Source organism: Brucella pituitosa (genome assembly GCF_003049685.1).
GTDB classification, from domain to species: Bacteria; Pseudomonadota; Alphaproteobacteria; order Rhizobiales; family Rhizobiaceae; genus Brucella; species Brucella pituitosa.
The window spans coordinates 1,600,001-1,617,686 of sequence record NZ_PYSY02000002.1 but is presented as its reverse complement, the minus strand read 5'-3'; the positions used below and the strand labels follow the sequence as shown (position 1 = coordinate 1,617,686).

Sequence of the window (17,686 nt, the reverse complement as noted above, 5' to 3'; positions counted from 1 at the left end):
ACTGCAACGCGCGTCGCTCATCATAAGGCGTATGCTAATTTACTTTCAGGCAGAGTGAAACGACAGAACTCAAACACAGGGTCTAGCTGATTTTGAGGCTCGCCGTTTCACAGGGATGCAGTAAGAGATCCGTAAGCTCCTGATCAAGATGCATGACAGATATCGATGCCCCGACCATATCCAGAGACGTGCAGTAATGCCCGATCCAATTGGCTTCGATATGGATATTCTTCGCTTCCAGTCGCTGCGCCACGCGCCGATAGAGAACGTAGAGTTCCATCAGCGGCGTCGCTCCAAACGAATTGACCAACACGGCCACGCGATCACCAGAGACCGCCTTCATTTCATTGAAAATTCTGTCCATGATGCCGTCAACGATTTCATCGGCCTGACGAATGCGGTCACGTGAGACGCCCGGCTCGCCGTGAATACCGACGCCGATTTCCATGTCTTCGGGACCAATCTCGAAATTATGCCGACCAGTTTGCGGCAGGGAACCCGGCTCCAGCGCCACACCTATGGTATAAGTTCGCACATTGGCCTTGCGTGTAACGATCTCACAGGCATCGAGCGACAGTCCTTTATCGCAAGCGGCACCCGCCACTTTGAAGACGAAGAAATTGCCTGCCACACCACGCCGCCCGTCCTTGTCATCGATCGGCGAAGAGGCGATGTCGTCGGTGGTCAAAACGGTTTTGATCCTGACGCCCTTTTCTTCGGCCATCTCGGCAGCCATCTCGAAGTTCATGACGTCGCCAGCATAATTGCCGTAAACGAAGAGTACGCCCTCCCCCTTGGAGGCTGCAAGCGCGCATTGAACAATCGGATCTGGTGGAGGAGATGAGAAGACGTTGCCCACAGCAACTGCGTCTGCCAGGCCCTTGCCGACATAGCCAAGGAAACACGGCTCATGCCCAGCCCCTCCGCCAATCACCAGGCCGACCTTACCGGGACGCGGGCCATCACGCGCGACCAGCGCACGATTGGAGCCGCTGATTGGTTGCAGAAATTTTCCATGGGCGCGGACCACGCCGTCGAGCATTTCCTCAACCACCTCGTTGGGGTTGTTGAGAAGCTTCTTCACCCGCACGCGGAATGCCGCTGGCACCTGATTTGCCTTCGGGCGTTGCGAAAGGCGCGCATCAAGGTCGATAACGCCATCAGCACGCAAAATACCAAGCCCGGTCGCAGCATCGGTCACAAGCACATTGATGAAACCTCCGCGGAGTGCTGCGAGAAGCGCTGGCACTTTGTCGAAGCCACCCGCAACCGCAATACGCGTATGAATCTGGCGCAGCTTGTCGAGCGAGATGCCTATGATGCGCTCATCAAGTGGCCCCGCAACCGGCTTCCCACGCTCATCGATGAAACGACCGGCCACAACACCGACCGCACCTGCTGCAAGATATTGCTGCAGAGACACAGATTCAAAAAAGCCGCTCGTGTGAATGGTGGAATTGGAGCGAAGCGACGAGACACCAAACAGAATACGATTGGCATTCTCAAGGGTTGCGAATTGCTCGTGAAGCAAGGGCTCGTCAAGCAGAACATCGCGCGTCTGTTGCGAACGAACCATTGCGGGCGCCATGATGTTGACGCAGCGTGCAGATACGGCTTCCGCAAGCACGGTTGCACAGCGTTCCGGCGTATAAGGAAAAGATGCAGTCGTTCCACCCGTCGCTTGCACAACAGTCATATCCTGCAAAGCACCGATGACGGTCTGCTCTCCGACCGAAAGCACAGTACGGCCCCAGGCAACGGCAAGTGTATCACCTGATTTCAGGATCTTGTTGAGTGCATGAGCGCCAGCTCCACCCAGCCGATCAATCAGAGGCCGGGCATTGTCGTCGTGGGGAATGATAAGGCAGTCTGCCAGACCGAAATGGCGCTTCAATTCCTGAGCAATAGACAGCGATTCAAGCCGTCCACCCTCAATGGAAATATTGACGATACCCTTTTCACGCGCTTCAGCCAGATAGCTGTTTACGGTGGCACGCGAGATGCCCATGACATCGGCAATCTCGCTTTGTGTCAGACCGTCTTCATAATAAAGCCAGCAGGCCCAAACATAGGGGTCGTCACCATAACGCATGGGAATCGCAAACGAATTTTCGCTGGTATTGGCCTTGGGCTTGCCGGCCTTGCGCGATGTGCTGGGTTTGAGCGTCATGCGATTTTTCTGTTGCCTCTGTTCCACTCACAAACATGAAAGCGTTCAAACGCAATTGCAACATGATGAAACGAATTTGGCGTCTGAACGTGTTGACCCACACAGTTTTCAGGTGCCAAATTCCAAACTAAAGCAAAGAGCTTACTGCAAACGGCTCTTTGCCTGTGTCGAAAGGTCTGTCAGAATCAGCGCGCAGGACGTCGCACCTGCGTCAAGTACGCCCAGCGAGCGCTCGCCAAGACGACTTGCCCGACCAATCTTAGCGACGAGATTGATAGTGGAGTCACGACCTGTTTCGGCAGCTGCCGACAAAGCATCAAGGCTTTCAGCGAAGGACTGGCCTTTGCCATTTGCTTCATCAAAAGCATTGATTGCCGGGATCAGCGTATCGAGGAGCGTCTTGTCGCCGAGCTTTGCGGAGCCGATCGACTGGATACCTTCAAGACCCGCATGAAGCATCGCGCTGAAAGTGGCTGCGTCAATATTCTCGATGCCTTCCAGCTTCTCTGCAAACTCGTTGAACATCACACCATAGAGCGGGCCCATCGAGCCGCCGATCTCGGTCAACAGAACCGTTCCGAGCGTATCGAGGCCTTCGGCGAGCGTCACATCTTTGCCTCTCAGGCGTTCAGCGGCAAGGCCAAAGCCCTTGGCCATATTCACACCATGGTCGCCATCGCCGATCTTGCCGTCGATTTCGCTCAAATAGGCTTTGTTTTCGATGATCCGGTCTGCAAGCGAAAGAACAATATTACCCGATCCAGCGTTCTTGAAAGTCTGCATGATACGTCTCTTTCTTACAAAACTGTCGTGCAGCGGGCTTCAACATCCAGCAACGTCTTGAGTTCATCATCAAGCGCCATGATCGTCAGCGTCGCGCCAACCATTTCAAGTGAGGTAAAATAGTTGCCGACATAGGTGCGGTAAATCTTAAGGCCGCGTGCTGTGATTTCCTGCTCAATGGTATCGTTGAGAATATAGAGCTCGTTGAGCGGCGTTGCACCGAGACCAGACACCAGAACGGCCACCTCAGTGCCTTCTGGAAGGTTATGATCGTCAAGAACAATCTTGGTCATATCCTTGGCAACTTCATCGGCACGCTTCAGCGGCTCGACGCGAACGCCCGGTTCACCATGATGACCGATCCCGACTTCCATCGTGCCCGGCTCAATCGTGAAGTTTGGGTGCCCAACCGAAGGCAACGTGCATGGACCAAGACCCACGCCGATGGAACGGCAGTTATCGATGGCCTTCTGTGCGGTTGCCTGTACTTCCTGAAGGCTCGCCCCCGAAGCAGCCCTCGCGCCGCCAACCTTCCACATGAAGATTTCGCCAGCAACGCCGCGGCGCTTTTCACGTTCTTCAATAGGAGCCGAGCAGACATCGTCATTGGCAACAACGGTCAGAATCTCAATTCCGACTTTGGCGGCAAGCTTCACCGCCATTTTCACATTCATGTTGTCGCCGGCATAATTGCCATAGAGACAAACGACGCCCTTGCCGCCGTTTGCTTCACGCGCTGCATCGTAAAAGCTCTTTGCGGTCGGCGAAGAGAAAAGCTCGCCAACGGCAACAGCATCCAGCAGGTTCTTGCCGGTATAGCCAATGAAGGCTGGCTCGTGGCCCGAGCCTCCGCCGGTGATAACGCCAACTTTCCCATCGACAGGTGCGTCTTTCGCTACAACCACGCGGGGATTTTCCGTCGACAGCCGCACCAGATCTTTATGAGCTTTGACAAAGCCCTTGACGGTGTCTTCGACTACTTCATCCGGGTTATTGATAAATCTTTGCATTTTGCACCTATCGAAGGCGAGAAATGAGTTCCCGCGGTATATATTGTAAAGTCAGGCCTAAGGCTCCAGCCAATCGTCAGATCGTCCGCTTCTTTAAAGAATTGTGCTCCACCATCGATCAATAGGGCGAGCCGCTTGATGCCAGAAAGACTGCTGCAAAAGGTGACATATCCTCCGATAGCGTCTGCACGTCATCCTCCTTGACCACGCAGGGCAAAAATCACCAATTGTCTCGTATATGTCAATACAGGAATTTGACATTTGTTGATTAACATACGTCATTTGTCAAAATAGAGATTTGCAAGACAACGGTGCACACCCAATAGAGAGGCGGAATTCCACCGCCATCTTAAACAAGCTGCTGGAATTAAATGCTATTTCTGTGAACTTTTGCGTGGACTCAGCCTCGCCTCAGAACTGGAAAACCGACGAGCGAACGATCTGAAGGATGCTTCAGATAGAAGGGTTAGAGCGCCGATCTCGTTCAATCAGATCGAAACGGACTCTATAGACTCGTATCGAGTTTGGGAGTCATCACCTCAAACATGGGCAACGAAGCCGCCCCGAGCGCTGCCGTGAACTGACCTGTCTGCCCGCGAAGCACACGCGAAAGCGTGCGTGCGCTTCTGTTTGCAACCGATATCGGCAGCTCATCCATATGCGAAATCAGCGCGTCGATGACAGGATTTGGCAGCATTCCTCCGAGAACAACAGTCTCGGGATCGAGTATGTTTTCGACGATAGCAATCATTTGTGCGAGATGTTTTGCAGCATCCGCTACCCAATCCAAAATCACCGGATTTTTGTCGCGTAACAGCTCCTCGAGCTTGTCGATGCTGACATCGAAAAGCCCCGCATTCGCCAACTTCTCTTTGAGAACATGCACAGATGAATAGGTTTCCAAACAGCCATGCTGACCACAAGAGCAGAGCCGTCCCCCCGGAACAATTGAGATATGTCCGATTTCACCGGCATTGCCGAAAGCGCCTCGGAATGGTGAACCATCCTGAATCATACCAAGTCCGATGCCGGCACCAAAATAGATCATCGCAAAGTTTGAAATCGCACGCCCCGCACCGAACAAGCGTTCACCAACGGCTGCGGCATTCGCATCATTTTCAACAATAACAGGCTCACCAAATGCAGCACTTAAGACAGCGGCTGCATCAATACCAGCCCAACCCGGCAGTGTCGTCGGACCAACAGAAGTCATGCCCTCAATGCCAAACGGACCGGGCATCACAACCCCAACCCCAAGGAGACGCGCATCAAACTCAGACTTGATCTTGTCGATCTCTATACGAAGCTGGGCGCAAAGCGCCTCTGGCCGCGTGTCGCTTACCAGATGCACCTGTTGCCTGCGCGGAGTGCCAGAAAGATCGAGGACTGTCGTCACGATATGGGTCGAACCCATTTCGATTCCAATCGTCATCGCACCAGAAGGATTAACAGCAAATTGGATCGGTGGCTGACCACGCCCGGTCTTCAATCTTCCAAGCTGCATCAGAAGATTTTCAGCAACCAGCTCGTCGACGATATTGGCGATGGCCTGCGCCGTCAGATGGGTCAAACGGGCAATATGCATACGACCCACGGGACCGTGACGACGAACGACATCCAACACAACACGTCGGTTATGATCCCGGATTCGTTCAGGATTTTTACCCAGAGTGATCGGTTGCGTGTCCAGATGCGCCATGGTTGGTGAGTTCGCCGCCTTCGATTTCATGCCCTCTCCCATATGCCTCAAATTAGATAGCGCACGTGACTTTTAACAGCAATATATTAATTCAACTAAATTATCTTATTGACAAATGGGCCACAAAATAGAAGCCTAATGCAGGGGTAAATAATTGCCCTGTCGGCATTCGAACGGCACTTGGCCGAACATGCTGATGGTGAGGATGCTGCACGAAAAGTGCAGCAATGGTGGAACCGGCAGGTCATTGACCTGCACATACCTTGCTCGGGCACCAGAGGGGCTGAGCAACGGGGAGGTCTAATGCAAATGGGTAAATTGCTGCTTGCGGGTCTTGTGGCCGGTCTGAGCTCTATCGCAATCAACGCTGCACAAGCCGTTGAAATCGAATATTGGCAGTATGTCTTTGAATCGCGCGTCAAGACGATGGACAAACTGATCGAGAATTTCGAAAAAGCCAATCCTGACATCAAGGTAAAACAGGTTACGTTCCCTTATGACGACTATCAGACCCGCGTCATTGCGGCGAAGATGGCGGGCAAAAGCCCGGACGTCATGCAGCTGTTCTATGGCTGGCTCGATAAATTTGCAGCCGGTGGCATTTTGCAGCCGCTGCCGCAGGACGCATTTCCGCACGACAAGATCGAAAGTGAATTCTTCCCGATCGTCAGTGCAATGAAGCGCGGCGATGAATATTATGGCTTGCCGACGGCTGTGCGCTCGCTGGCACTGTTCTACAACAAGAAGCTTTTCGAAGAAGCTGGTCTTGATCCCAAGAACCCGCCGAAAAACCTCGACGAACTGCTCGCTTACGCCCAGAAAGCCACCAAGCGCGATGCTTCCGGCAATCTGTTGAGCGAAGGCATTACACTCGATATGCCGGGTCAGGATCTGCATTGGTGGCGCGAAGTGCTGGTTCGCCAGTTCGGTGGTGCACCTTACAGCGATGACTATCGCAAGGTTGCCTACGACGACGCTGCCGGTGAAAAGGCATTGCAGTTCTACACCGATTTGCAGACCAAATATAAAGTCGGCGAAGTGAAGTTCATGGATGAAGGCCATGCAGCATTCCGCTCCGGCAAAGCGGCAATGACTGTGGACGGAACGTTCCGTCTGGCAGCATTCAACACCATCAAAGACTTTGAATGGGGCGTGACAGAGCTGCCAGCCAATGCTGAAGGCGTGCGTTCAAACTATGCCAGCTATTTTGCCAACGGCATCAGCGCATCGGCAAAGGGCGAAAAGCTGGAAGCAGCCTCAAAGTTCCTCAACTACATCACTTCACCTGAAGCGATGGAAATCTGGCTGAAAGGTGTGGGCGAACTGCCTGCACGTCGCTCGGCGGCTTTGACGGAAACCAACTTGGCTGATCCGGTTTATGGACCATTCCTCAAAGGTCTGGAATATGCCCATACAACCATGTTCACCGATGAGCTGAAACAGCGCCAGATCGTTGTCGACATGTCTAACCGCGTGATCCTGCAGAACCAGCCAGTCAAGGAATCCCTTGATGAAGCTGCCAAGGCCGAACAGGCCATTCTGGACACTGCGAAGTAAAACTGCGTTCGGTTGGGCGGTTCTCGCAGACCGCCCACTTCCGATTTTCAGCAGCTTTCGTACTGCTTTGAACAATACGGCTCTGTTTTGGGAGCTTACCGCTTCCGACCGTGGCTGCCTTGCAACGCACCGGCTGGCCGAAGGATTTTTATTATGACAATGACGGCTCAACCCGATCATACAGCGCGCAGACCTTTCGGTTCGCGACTGACAGATCGCCTGTCGATGAAAACTAGAAGATTGATTTGGGTGTGGAGCTTTCTGGCTCTGCCCATCCTTTTCTATAGCGTCATTCGCTTTTATCCGACGATTGAAGCATTCTGGCTATCTTTCACCAACTGGGATCTGATGAGCCCGCCGAAATTTATCGGCATCGCCAACTATCAGAAGCTTTTTGCCGATCCTGAATTCTGGAAAGTTTTCAAAAACACTTTCATCTACCTGTTGGTCGGCACGCCCATCAGTCTGGTTCTGGCTTTTGTCATCGCTTACTATCTGGACCGTGTCAGGCTCATGCACGGCTTCATTCGCGCCCTATATTTCCTGCCTTATCTGACAACCGCAGCAGCAATGGCGTGGGTATGGCGCTGGTTTTATCAGCCGGCACCAATCGGCTTCATCAATAATATTCTGAGTTCGCTCGGCCTGCCTCAACAGGGCTTTCTGCGCTCGGTTGACCAGGGGCTTTATGCCATTATGGCAACGTCGATCTGGGCGGGACTTGGCTTTCAGATCATCATCTTCATGGCAGGTTTGCGCGCAATTCCCGGCACATTTTATGAGGCCGCGCGCATCGATGGCCTCGGCGAGTGGGCAATCCTGCGCAAAATCACCATCCCGTTGCTAAAGCCAACAACTGTGTTTCTGGTGGTGTTTTCCTCGATCGGTTTCCTGCGCATCTTCGATCAGGTCTACAACATGACCACCAATGATCCGGGTGGTCCGCTGGGTTCGACAAAACCACTGGTACTGATGATCTATCAAACGGCGTTTTCGTCCTATGCAATGGGCTATGCGGCTGCTCAAACAATCATTCTCTTCATCATTCTGCTTTGCGTATCCCTGTTACAGCTCTGGATTCTGAGGGAAAAGAAATGACCGCGCCTGCACAAACCAAATCCCTCCCGTTCCAGAATCTGAAGCCCGGCCGCGTCATTACATGGACTTTGCTGTTCATCGGCGGTCTGATCATGATCACGCCACTTGTTTTCATGTTTTCAACCTCGTTGAAAACTGCAAGTCAGGTCTATGATTTGAGGCTTATTCCTGCGGAGCCAACGCTCCAGAACTATGCCACCATTCTTGCTGACGGGCGCTTTCTGCGCTGGTTCATGAATTCGATGATCGTGGCTGTAGTCGTGACTTTGTCGAACGTTTTTTTCGACAGCCTTGTCGGTTATACGTTGGCTAAATTCCAGTTCCGGGGCCGCTATTTCATCTTCCTTGCGATCCTTTCGACCCTGATGATCCCGACCGAAATGCTGGTTATTCCATGGTATCTGATGTCGAGCAAACTCGGTTGGCTGGATAGCTATTGGGGTATCATGTTCCCAGGCATGATGACTGCCTTCGGCACCTTCCTGATGAAGCAATTCTTTGAAGGTGTGCCAAATGACTTCCTCGAAGCCGCACGTGTGGACGGGCTTAACGAGTTCCAGATCTGGTGGAAAATTGCCATGCCATTGGTCACCCCGGCCCTATCAGCGCTGGCGATCTTTACCTTCCTTGGCAACTGGACCGCATTCTTCTGGCCGCTGATCGTTTCAACCAGTCCAGAGCTTTATACGCTGCCGGTTGGTCTATCAAGCTTTGCGGTTGAACAGTCGATCCAGTGGGAAATGATCATGACCGGCGCAGCTATCGCCACATTGCCTACGCTTATCGTTTTCATGCTGCTGCAGCGCTACATCGTACGCGGTGTTATGCTTGCTGGTCTTAAAGGTTGAACCATGTCTGATCTCGACCCAAAATTGTCCGACAACAGCGTGTTTCCAAATCCGGTTTATAAAGAAACCGTGCTGCGGCCGCTGTTTGACGGTGCCAAGACGCATCATGTGGATGGGTTTCGACGCATCGACCGCGCCCATCTGGTGATGCTGGTTGAAACCGGCATTCTTGATCGCGATCAGGCGGCACAGATTGCCGTCGCTCTGGAAGCTATTGATCAGGAAATCAATCCGGCTGAGCTGACCTATACCGGTGAGGTTGAAGACTTCTTCTTCCTCATCGAAAAAGAACTTAAAGCCCGTATCGGTGCCGATGTTGCCGGTCGCCTGCATACTGCGCGTTCACGCAATGATATTGATCATACGCTGTTCAAGCTCGGTTTGAAAAAGCAAATTGATACGCTGCTCGCCAAGTCACGGCACCTGCTTGATGTGCTGGTTGCAGCTGTTGAACGCGAGCAGGCTACATTGATCGTTGCCTATACCCATGGGCAACCGGCACAGCCGACAACATTCGGGCATTATCTTGCAGCGGCTACGGAAGTGCTGATCCGGGATATCGAGCGCCTTGAAGCCGCACGCACGATTGTAAACCAGTCCCCGATGGGGGCAGCAGCCATCACCACCTCCGGCTTTCCGATCGATCGCAAACGCGTCTCGGAGCTGTTGGGCTTTGCTGCCCCCTTAAACAATTCCTATAGCTGTATCGCAGCCGTGGATTACGTCACCTCGACCTATTCCGCGCTGGAACTGATGTTCATTCATCTGGGACGGCTCATTCAGGACTTCCAGTTCTGGACGAGTTTTGAAGTTGGCCAGATTTATGTGCCGAATGCCTTTGTGCAGATTTCTTCAATCATGCCGCAAAAGCGCAATCCGGTGCCAATTGAGCACATGCGTCATCTGTCGAGCCAGACAATGGGGCGAGCCCGCACCGTGCTGGATGTAATGCACAATACGCCTTTCACCGATATGAATGACAGTGAAGGCGAAACGCAGCAGATGGGCTATGAGGCTTTTGCTTCCTCCGGTCGTGTGCTTGATCTTCTGGCAGCCTTCATTGAAGCCATCCGCATTGATCCGGCACGGGTTGCGGAAAATATTCGCCGCTCCTGTATCACAATTACAGAACTTGCAGACTCACTGGTGCGTATTGAAGGCCTGTCGTTCCGTCAGGCGCATGAGATTGCAGCGACTGTAGCACGTGCCGTGGTGGCTCAGGGTGGCGGACTTGAGAAAGACGGCTTTGCACCTTTCCTTACGGCATTCCATGAAGCAACGGGGCGCGAACCGTCTTTTGATCAGATAAAATTTGAAGAACTGGTTTCGCCGCAACATTTCGTTGCCGTACGCGACCGTCTCGGCGGTCCGGCACCAAAGCCTATAGGCGAGGCTCTGACGCGATACCATGCGGCTGCAGAGGCATTCAATGCACGTGCAGCAGAGCACGAAGCTTATGAAGCCAAAGCCAATCAAGAACTTAATGAAAAATTCAGCGCACTTGCGGAGACACGTTAATGGCAACCATTGAACTCGAAAAACTTGTCAAACGTTACGGCAAAGTCGAAGCAGTTCGCGCAATCGATTTGCAGATCGAAGACGGAGAATTTGTTGTTTTCGTTGGCCCTTCCGGCTGCGGTAAATCAACAACTCTGCGTATGATTGCCGGTCTCGAAGATATTTCAGGCGGCCAGCTGAAAATCGGCGGCGAAGTCGTCAACGAACGCGATCCGAAACAGCGCAATATTGCGATGGTGTTCCAGAATTATGCAATTTATCCGCATATGAGCGTGCGCCAGAATATCGGTTTCGGTCTTTATACATCGAAGCTTTCCAAGGCGGAAAAGGCCAAGCGAATTGAAGATGTTGGCGCATCATTGGGCCTGACACCCTATTTGGACCGCCGCCCAGCGGCATTGTCCGGTGGGCAACGTCAGCGTGTTGCGATTGGCCGCGCGATGGTCCGCAACCCTTCGGCGTTTTTGTTCGATGAGCCATTGTCCAATCTTGATGCGCAATTGCGGGCGCAGATGCGCATTGAAATCAAGCGCCTGCACCAGAGCCTCAAGACCACAACGGTTTATGTAACGCATGATCAGGTTGAAGCCATGACCATGGCCGACCGCATTGTAGTAATGCGCGATGGTAATATCTTGCAAACCGGCACACCAACTGAACTTTATGAACATCCAGTGGATGTGTTTACCGCGCGCTTTATCGGCAGCCCGTCGATGAACCTGCTCCAAGGTCGCCGCAAGGGCGACACGGTTGAGTTTGCCGCTGATGGCGACATGCTGATCGGTATCCGCCCGCATGAGCTGACTGTTGGTGAAACCGGCACGCCCGGCGGGATATCGCTGCAAGGCATTGTAACGGCTGTTGAACCACTCGGTGCGGAAACTCTGGTCCATCTTGATGTCGAAGGCGCCGCAGTCATTGCGACAGCACCGGGCAAAACCGTTCCAAAATCGGGCACTACACTGAGCGTCTTTGCGCCTGCTGGTAGCCTTTATCTGTTCGATGCCAAAACGGAAAAGAGCCTCGGTCGCCTATAATGTCAAAACAATTCAAAACTCCTGCTGTCCTGAGCATAGGACGGATTTACTGCGACTTGATTTTCACTGGCCTTGATGCGTTACCGCAACCAGGCAGAGAAGTTTTCGCAGGCGACATGAAGATCGTAGCCGGCGGCGGTGCCTTTATTTCCGCCGCCCACTTTGCTCATGTTGGCCGCTCAGTGGCTTTGGTCGCACGGCTTGGCACTGACAGTCTCTCAAAAGGCATATCCACAGACCTGGCCATCGATGGCCTTGATCTTCGCTTTCTGGAAACCTCAATTGAGGCTGGGCCGCAAGTGACTGTGGCCAGTGTTATCGGCAACGACCGAGCGTTTCTTTCCCGTCGTGCGGGTTCCGCGAGGCCATCCACTCTGGATGACGCATTGATGTGGAACAGCGCTAAACATCTGCACATCGCAGAATATGCGACACTGCATGAAATTCCGGATCTGGTAGCAAAAGCCAAAGCTGCCGGCCTGACCGTATCACTGGATCCAAGCTGGGATGAAACTCTCATCTACAGCCAGGACTTTCTGAAAAGCTGCGAGGGCGTGGATATATTCCTGCCAAACAGCGAAGAAGCAGAAGCCATTACCGGCGATAGAGATCCCCGTAAGGCGATTGATATTCTATCGAAGCACTTCCCTGTCGTCGCTCTGAAGGCGGGCGAAGAAGGGGCATGGCTGACTACCGGCTCAACGGAGATGCATATTCCGGCTGACAAGGTAGATGTTATCGATACGACCGGTGCGGGCGATGCTTTCAATGCTGGCTTCATTGACTCGTGGATTGACGGGCGCAGCCCGGCCGACTGTCTCGCCGCAGGCGTCAAGAGCGGCAGTCTGGCCGTACAGGCCGCAGGCGGAGCTTCCATCCTGCAGAGCTAGACCGTCAGCACATTACACAACTATTCAAGCAAGGGTGCCTTCATGGTCACGACATCGTTTATGCGCAAAGAGACAATCGAGGCCTCTGCCGTTGTTTCGCGTTTGCTGACTGAAGAAGCCGCAACAATCGCGGAAATCAAACGTCTCTATGAAGAGCGCAAGCCACGTGTGATCACCACGGCTGCCCGCGGATCATCCGATCATGCCGCTTCCTTCTTCAAGTATCTGTTTGAGATCAGCGTTGGCTTACCGGTGGCTTCAATCGGCCCTTCCGTGACATCCGTTTATAACAGCCGCCTGCAACTGCAGGACGGATTGCATTTTACGGTTTCACAGTCTGGTGCGAGTCCTGACATTGTTGCCTTGCAGAAGGCCGCCAAAGCAGGCGGAGCCATTACTGTGGCCATCGTCAATGTAACTGACAGCCCATTGGCAGAGCAGGCCGATATTGTGTTGGGCTTGCACGCAGGTAAAGAACAGAGTGTAGCCGCAACGAAATCCTGCATCGCTGGCGCAACCGCGCTCGCCGCCATCACGGCAGCAATCAACGGCGACAGTGCGTTGCAGCTGGCCCTTTCGAAACTTCCGCAGGCGTTAGACGCCACCGTAGCAGCCCCCCTAGATGACGCACTGATTTCTCAGATCGCCTCGATAGACGGAATGTATATCGTCGGACGGGGCACGGGTTTTGCGGTTGCATTGGAAGCGGCACTTAAGGCCAAGGAAACCTGTGGCATTCACGCGGAGGCTTTTTCTTTGGCTGAAGTTATGCATGGTCCTATACGTCTGGTTCATAGCGGCTTTCCCGTCCTGGCATTTTTGAATGAAGACGACGCATTCGCTGCCAGCAAACAGGCAGTCGACCGTCTGATCGGTCTGGGGGCCGATGTATTAACGATTGGCGCTGAACGCACCCAGCATAAAACTATAGGGATAACACCAACGGGGCACGGTTTGATTGATCCGCTCGTCGGTCTTGGAGCTTATTACACCTTGATTGAGCGTGTTGCGCTTGGCCGTGGTCTTGATCCGGACCAGCCTATGAACCTCAGCAAAGTCACGGAAACCGTCTAGCTTTTCCGCACATTTACGTGGCCTCCAGAGTTAGCCTCACAGAGGTTTAAAAATAACGTAGCCCCGGTCAACTCTCGTTGCCGGGGCTTTTCTCTATGTAGATAGCGATTTCGTTTAGAACCAGCCTTCATGGGTTTAATTGTCTGGCCTTTGGCTTCCGAAGGTACTGATTGCCGTTGCATGGGGGCTTGGAGTTGCATCCTTGCCGATCCTGCACCAGGCACAATTTTCAAACACAGAACGCTGCTGCCTTTTTGGTTTTGGTGTGAGGCTTTGTCCGGTTTGTGGGGGACTTGATACTCGATGATTGCTTTTTCTCCTCGCCCTTCAGGTTGTGAGCGTTTGGACGACGGTTATCCGTCGTGGGGGAGTGCAATCTATCTGTCCCTTAAACGTCAAAACGCCCGTGGTTTTGTCCACGGGCGTTTTTGAATTTGGTTGCGGGGGCAGGATTTGAACCTGCGGCCTTCAGGTTATGAGCCTGACGAGCTACCGGGCTGCTCCACCCCGCGTTAAGGGCTTAATTTGTATGACCGGATTTGGTATTTTTTGCGCTTATCGCTGATGAAAGCTGTTTTGTATGATTATGAGAAGATGTTGATGATTTGTGTGCTTAGCAGACCTGGCAGCGACCTACTCTCCCGTGTCTTAAGACAAAGTACCATTGGCGCTGGAGCGTTTCACGGCCGAGTTCGGAATGGGATCGGGTGCAGCCGCTCCGCCATAACCACCAGGTCGGCGAAGAACACAAATATGAGAAGCTGGTTGTCTTTCGTGCAGATAATAAAACGATATCAGTTTAAGCGTTTCGAAGCGAAGCTTCGCAAGGCCGACTGGCCGTCGCCGATGTTTCGGCGTGCTGTCCGCAGGCTAGCCTGACGTTAGTCAGGCGCTCAGCCGTAAGGACATAAACTAAACTAATATCTATCGAACTTGGTTCGATGGATATTGTAAATGAGAATGATCAAGTCGATCGAGCTATTAGTACCGGTAAGCTACATGCGTTGCCGCACTTCCACACCCGGCCTATCAACGTGGTAGTCTTCCACGGCTCTGATAGGGAATACTCGTTTTTAGGTGGGTTTCCCGCTTAGATGCCTTCAGCGGTTATCCCGTCCGTATATAGCTACCCTGCTATGCCGTTGGCACGACAACAGGTCCACCAGAGATACGTCCATCCCGGTCCTCTCGTACTAGGGACAGATCCTATCAATATTCCTACACCCACGGCAGATAGGGACCGAACTGTCTCACGACGTTCTGAACCCAACTCACGTACCGCTTTAAATGGCGAACAGCCATACCCTTGGGACCTGCTCCAGCCCCAGGATGCGATGAGTCGACATCGAGGTGCCAAACAACCCCGTCGATATGGACTCTTGGGGGTCATCAGCCTGTTATCCCCGGCGTACCTTTTATCCGTTGAGCGATGGCCCTTCCACGCGGGACCACCGGATCACTATGACCGACTTTCGTCTCTGCTCGACTTGTCAGTCTTGCAGTCAGGCAGGCTTATGCCATTGCACTCGACGAACGATTTCCGACCGTTCTGAGCCTACCATCGCGCGCCTCCGTTACTCTTTAGGAGGCGACCGCCCCAGTCAAACTACCCACCATACACGGTCCTGGACCCGGATAACGGGCCGCAGTTAGACATCCATATAGATAAGGGTGGTATTTCAAGGATGACTCCACAATGGCTGGCGCCACTGCTTCAAAGTCTACCACCTATCCTACACATGTCGACACGAATGCCAGTGTAAAGCTATAGTAAAGGTGCACGGGGGTCTTTCCGTCTAACCGCAGGAACCCCGCATCTTCACGGGGGAATTCAATTTCACTGAGTCTGCGTTGGAGACAGCGGGGAAGTCGTTACGCCATTCGTGCAGGTCGGAACTTACCCGACAAGGAATTTCGCTACCTTAGGACCGTTATAGTTACGGCCGCCGTTTACTGGGGCTTCAATTCAATGCTTGCACATCTCCTCTTAACCTTCCAGCACCGGGCAGGCGTCAGACCCTATACGTCGTCTTGCGACTTCGCAGAGCCCTGTGTTTTTGGTAAACAGTCGCTACCCCCTGGTCTGTGCCACCCTCCAATAGTTGCCTATAGAAGGGTCACGCTTCTTCCGAAGTTACGCGTGCATTTTGCCGAGTTCCTTCAACGCAGTTCTCTCAAGCGCCTTGGTATTCTCTACCAGTCCACCAGTGTCGGTTTAGGGTACGGTCTATATGCAGGAGCTATTTCCTGGAACCGCTTCGCTGCACATTCAATCCAATAAGAATGTACAACACACGCAATCCGTCACTACCTGCAGGCCCACGAATATTAACGTGGTTCCCATCGACTACGCCTTTCGGCCTCGCCTTAGGGGCCGGCTAACCCTGCTCAGATTAACTTTAAGCAGGAACCCTTGGACTTTCGGCGAGGGAGTCTCTCACTCCCCTTTATCGTTACTCATGTCAGCATTCTCACTTCCGATACCTCCAGGATGTCTCACGACTGTCCCTTCACAGGCTTACGGAACGCTCCGCTACCACGCACATACGTGCATCCACAGCTTCGGTGTATGGCTTTAGCCCCGGTACATTTTCGGCGCAAAGACCCTTATTTAGACCAGTGAGCTGTTACGCTTTCTTTAAATGATGGCTGCTTCTAAGCCAACATCCTGGTTGTTTTGGGATCCTCACATCCTTTCCCACTTAGCCATAACTTAGGGACCTTAGATGGTGGTCAGGGTTGTTGCCCTCTTCACGACGGACGTTAGCACCCGCCGTGTGTCTGCCCAGTAGTACTCCCCGGTATTCGGAGTTTGATTAGGATCAGTAAGACGGTGAGTCCCCATAGCCCATTCAGTGCTCTACCCCCGGGGGTATTCGCTGGACGCTCTACCTAAATAGATTTCGCGGAGAACCAGCTATCTCCAAGTTTGATTGGCCTTTCACCCCTAGCCACAAGTCATCCCGATCTATTGCAACAGATATGGGTTCGGTCCTCCAGTACGTGTTACCGTACCTTCAACCTGCTCATGGCTAGATCACTTGGTTTCGGGTCTAATCCGACGAACTGAACGCCCTGTTCAGACTCGCTTTCGCTGCGCCTACACCTACCGGCTTAAGCTTGCTCGTCAGACTAAGTCGCTGACCCATTATACAAAAAGGTACGCTGTCACCCAGAACGAATCTTGGGCTCCAACTGTTTGTAGGCATTCGGTTTCAGGTACTATTTCACTCCCCTCGTCGGGGTGCTTTTCACCTTTCCCTCACGGTACTGGTTCGCTATCGGTCATGCACGAGTACTTAGGCTTGGATAGTGGTCTACCCATGTTCAGACAGGATTTCACGTGTCCCGCCCTACTCAAGGACTTATGATCATGTTGCGTGTACGGGGCTATCACCCACTCTAGCCAACCTTTCCAGATTGTTCCACTTTACTCACATAAGCCACTGGCCTGGTCCGCGTTCGCTCGCCACTACTAGCGGAGTCTCGTTTGATGTCCTTTCCTCTGGGTACTTAGATGTTTCAGTTCTCCAGGTTCGCTTCTAACCCCTATGTATTCAGAGTTAGATACCTTATTACGATAACTAGAAATCATTTTAGTTCTTGCTCGCGTGCCGTACGCAGCTTGCGCTGCTGGCACTCCGCAGGGGCGGCCCACATGGGCCGACGACCTAGCGGTCTGTATTGGTATAAACCAGTACAGACTTGCTCCAACTAAAGTGATTTTCTAGCTATCTAAGGTGGGTTGCCCCATTCGGAAATCGTCGGATCAAAGGGTATTCGCACCTCCCCGACGCTTATCGCAGCGTATCACGTCCTTCATCGCCTGTGCATGCCAAGGCATCCACCAAATGCCCTTAAGACACTTGATCACTCTCATTGCCAATATCCATCAAAACATCAGTTTCAATGTTATCAGCAGAAAGACCAGCTTCTCGAGATACAATCGGTGGTGCGGTTAGGCGACCAATCATAATGCAAGGCTTGAGCAAGCTCTTGCGA

At 52.8% G+C, this 17,686-nt stretch carries 11 protein-coding genes, 1 tRNA gene and 2 rRNA genes; 7 read left to right on the top strand and 7 right to left on the bottom strand.

Features of this window, described 5'->3' with window-relative positions; translation table 11 throughout:
- Positions 1-82: 82 nt before the first annotated feature.
- The 4 genes from C9380_RS19880 to C9380_RS19865 all read right to left on the bottom strand — a co-directional run bounded on the left by C9380_RS19880 (position 83) and on the right by C9380_RS19865 (position 5,692).
- Entirely contained in the window at positions 83-2,170 is a 2,088-nt protein-coding gene (locus tag C9380_RS19880; RefSeq protein ID WP_128094385.1) for a bifunctional sugar-binding transcriptional regulator/dihydroxyacetone kinase subunit DhaK, read from the bottom strand.
- Positions 2,171-2,311: 141 nt separating this feature from the next.
- Positions 2,312-2,953, bottom strand: a complete 642-nt coding sequence (gene dhaL, locus C9380_RS19875; RefSeq protein ID WP_128094384.1) for a dihydroxyacetone kinase subunit DhaL — start codon at positions 2,951-2,953, stop codon at positions 2,312-2,314.
- Positions 2,954-2,967: 14 nt separating this feature from the next.
- A complete protein-coding gene (locus C9380_RS19870) occupies positions 2,968-3,963 on the bottom strand; it encodes a dihydroxyacetone kinase subunit DhaK (RefSeq protein ID WP_128094383.1) in 996 nt (331 codons plus the stop codon).
- 505 nt (positions 3,964-4,468) lie between these two features.
- Positions 4,469-5,692: an ROK family protein gene (locus tag C9380_RS19865; protein ID WP_036567623.1), complete on the bottom strand. Its 1,224-nt coding sequence runs from the start codon at positions 5,690-5,692 to the stop codon at positions 4,469-4,471.
- A gap of 279 nt (positions 5,693-5,971) precedes the next feature.
- Here C9380_RS19865 and C9380_RS19860 point away from each other — a divergent pair, with 279 nt between their 5' ends.
- The 7 genes from C9380_RS19860 (at position 5,972) to C9380_RS19830 (ending at position 13,684) form a co-directional block, all read left to right on the top strand.
- Positions 5,972-7,219 carry a sugar ABC transporter substrate-binding protein gene (locus tag C9380_RS19860; RefSeq protein ID WP_024898678.1) on the top strand — a complete coding sequence of 416 codons (1,248 nt, stop codon included), beginning with the start codon at positions 5,972-5,974 and terminating at the stop codon, positions 7,217-7,219.
- 225 nt (positions 7,220-7,444) lie between these two features.
- Positions 7,445-8,317 (top strand): ABC transporter permease subunit, encoded by an 873-nt coding sequence (locus C9380_RS19855; protein ID WP_164844695.1) that lies wholly within the window; start codon positions 7,445-7,447, stop codon positions 8,315-8,317.
- Positions 8,314-9,165 (top strand): carbohydrate ABC transporter permease, encoded by an 852-nt coding sequence (locus C9380_RS19850; protein ID WP_024898680.1) that lies wholly within the window; start codon positions 8,314-8,316, stop codon positions 9,163-9,165. Before C9380_RS19855 ends, C9380_RS19850 begins: the two co-directional genes overlap by 4 nt.
- Positions 9,166-9,168: 3 nt before the next feature.
- The gene (argH, locus tag C9380_RS19845) at positions 9,169-10,683 is read left to right on the top strand and encodes an argininosuccinate lyase (protein WP_128094382.1); all 1,515 of its coding nucleotides are present in this window, start codon (positions 9,169-9,171) and stop codon (positions 10,681-10,683) included.
- Positions 10,683-11,720 carry an ABC transporter ATP-binding protein gene (locus tag C9380_RS19840; protein WP_024898682.1) on the top strand — a complete coding sequence of 346 codons (1,038 nt, stop codon included), beginning with the start codon at positions 10,683-10,685 and terminating at the stop codon, positions 11,718-11,720. Before argH ends, C9380_RS19840 begins: the two co-directional genes overlap by 1 nt.
- Positions 11,720-12,610: a carbohydrate kinase family protein gene (locus C9380_RS19835; protein WP_100558154.1), complete on the top strand. Its 891-nt coding sequence runs from the start codon at positions 11,720-11,722 to the stop codon at positions 12,608-12,610. Before C9380_RS19840 ends, C9380_RS19835 begins: the two co-directional genes overlap by 1 nt.
- A 42-nt stretch (positions 12,611-12,652) precedes the next feature.
- Positions 12,653-13,684, top strand: coding sequence for an SIS domain-containing protein (locus C9380_RS19830; RefSeq protein ID WP_128094381.1), 1,032 nt, complete (start codon positions 12,653-12,655; stop codon positions 13,682-13,684).
- A gap of 435 nt (positions 13,685-14,119) precedes the next feature.
- On the opposite strand, the gene C9380_RS19825 is transcribed toward C9380_RS19830, so the two are convergent.
- From C9380_RS19825 to C9380_RS19815, 3 genes are all read right to left on the bottom strand, one after another.
- Positions 14,120-14,196, bottom strand: a tRNA-Met gene (locus tag C9380_RS19825).
- Positions 14,197-14,304: 108 nt separating this feature from the next.
- Positions 14,305-14,419, bottom strand: a 5S ribosomal RNA gene (rrf, locus tag C9380_RS19820).
- A 225-nt stretch (positions 14,420-14,644) separates the two neighbouring features.
- Positions 14,645-17,556, bottom strand: a 23S ribosomal RNA gene (locus C9380_RS19815).
- Positions 17,557-17,686 lie beyond the last annotated feature (130 nt).

Excerpts from the sequence above, each read along its gene's own strand:
- C9380_RS19860 (WP_024898678.1), top strand. The coding sequence starts at position 5,972 with ATGGGTAAATTGCTGCTTGCGGGTCTTGTGGCCGGTCTGAGCTCTATC.
- argH (WP_128094382.1), top strand. The coding sequence starts at position 9,169 with ATGTCTGATCTCGACCCAAAATTGTCCGACAACAGCGTGTTTCCAAAT.
- C9380_RS19850 (WP_024898680.1), top strand. The coding sequence starts at position 8,314 with ATGACCGCGCCTGCACAAACCAAATCCCTCCCGTTCCAGAATCTGAAG.
- C9380_RS19865 (WP_036567623.1), bottom strand. The coding sequence starts at position 5,692 with ATGAAATCGAAGGCGGCGAACTCACCAACCATGGCGCATCTGGACACG.
- dhaL (WP_128094384.1), bottom strand. The coding sequence starts at position 2,953 with ATGCAGACTTTCAAGAACGCTGGATCGGGTAATATTGTTCTTTCGCTT.
- C9380_RS19855 (WP_164844695.1), top strand. The coding sequence starts at position 7,445 with ATGAAAACTAGAAGATTGATTTGGGTGTGGAGCTTTCTGGCTCTGCCC.
- C9380_RS19870 (WP_128094383.1), bottom strand. The coding sequence starts at position 3,963 with ATGCAAAGATTTATCAATAACCCGGATGAAGTAGTCGAAGACACCGTC.
- C9380_RS19835 (WP_100558154.1), top strand. The coding sequence starts at position 11,720 with ATGTCAAAACAATTCAAAACTCCTGCTGTCCTGAGCATAGGACGGATT.
- C9380_RS19840 (WP_024898682.1), top strand. The coding sequence starts at position 10,683 with ATGGCAACCATTGAACTCGAAAAACTTGTCAAACGTTACGGCAAAGTC.
- C9380_RS19830 (WP_128094381.1), top strand. The coding sequence starts at position 12,653 with ATGGTCACGACATCGTTTATGCGCAAAGAGACAATCGAGGCCTCTGCC.
- C9380_RS19880 (WP_128094385.1), bottom strand. The coding sequence starts at position 2,170 with ATGACGCTCAAACCCAGCACATCGCGCAAGGCCGGCAAGCCCAAGGCC.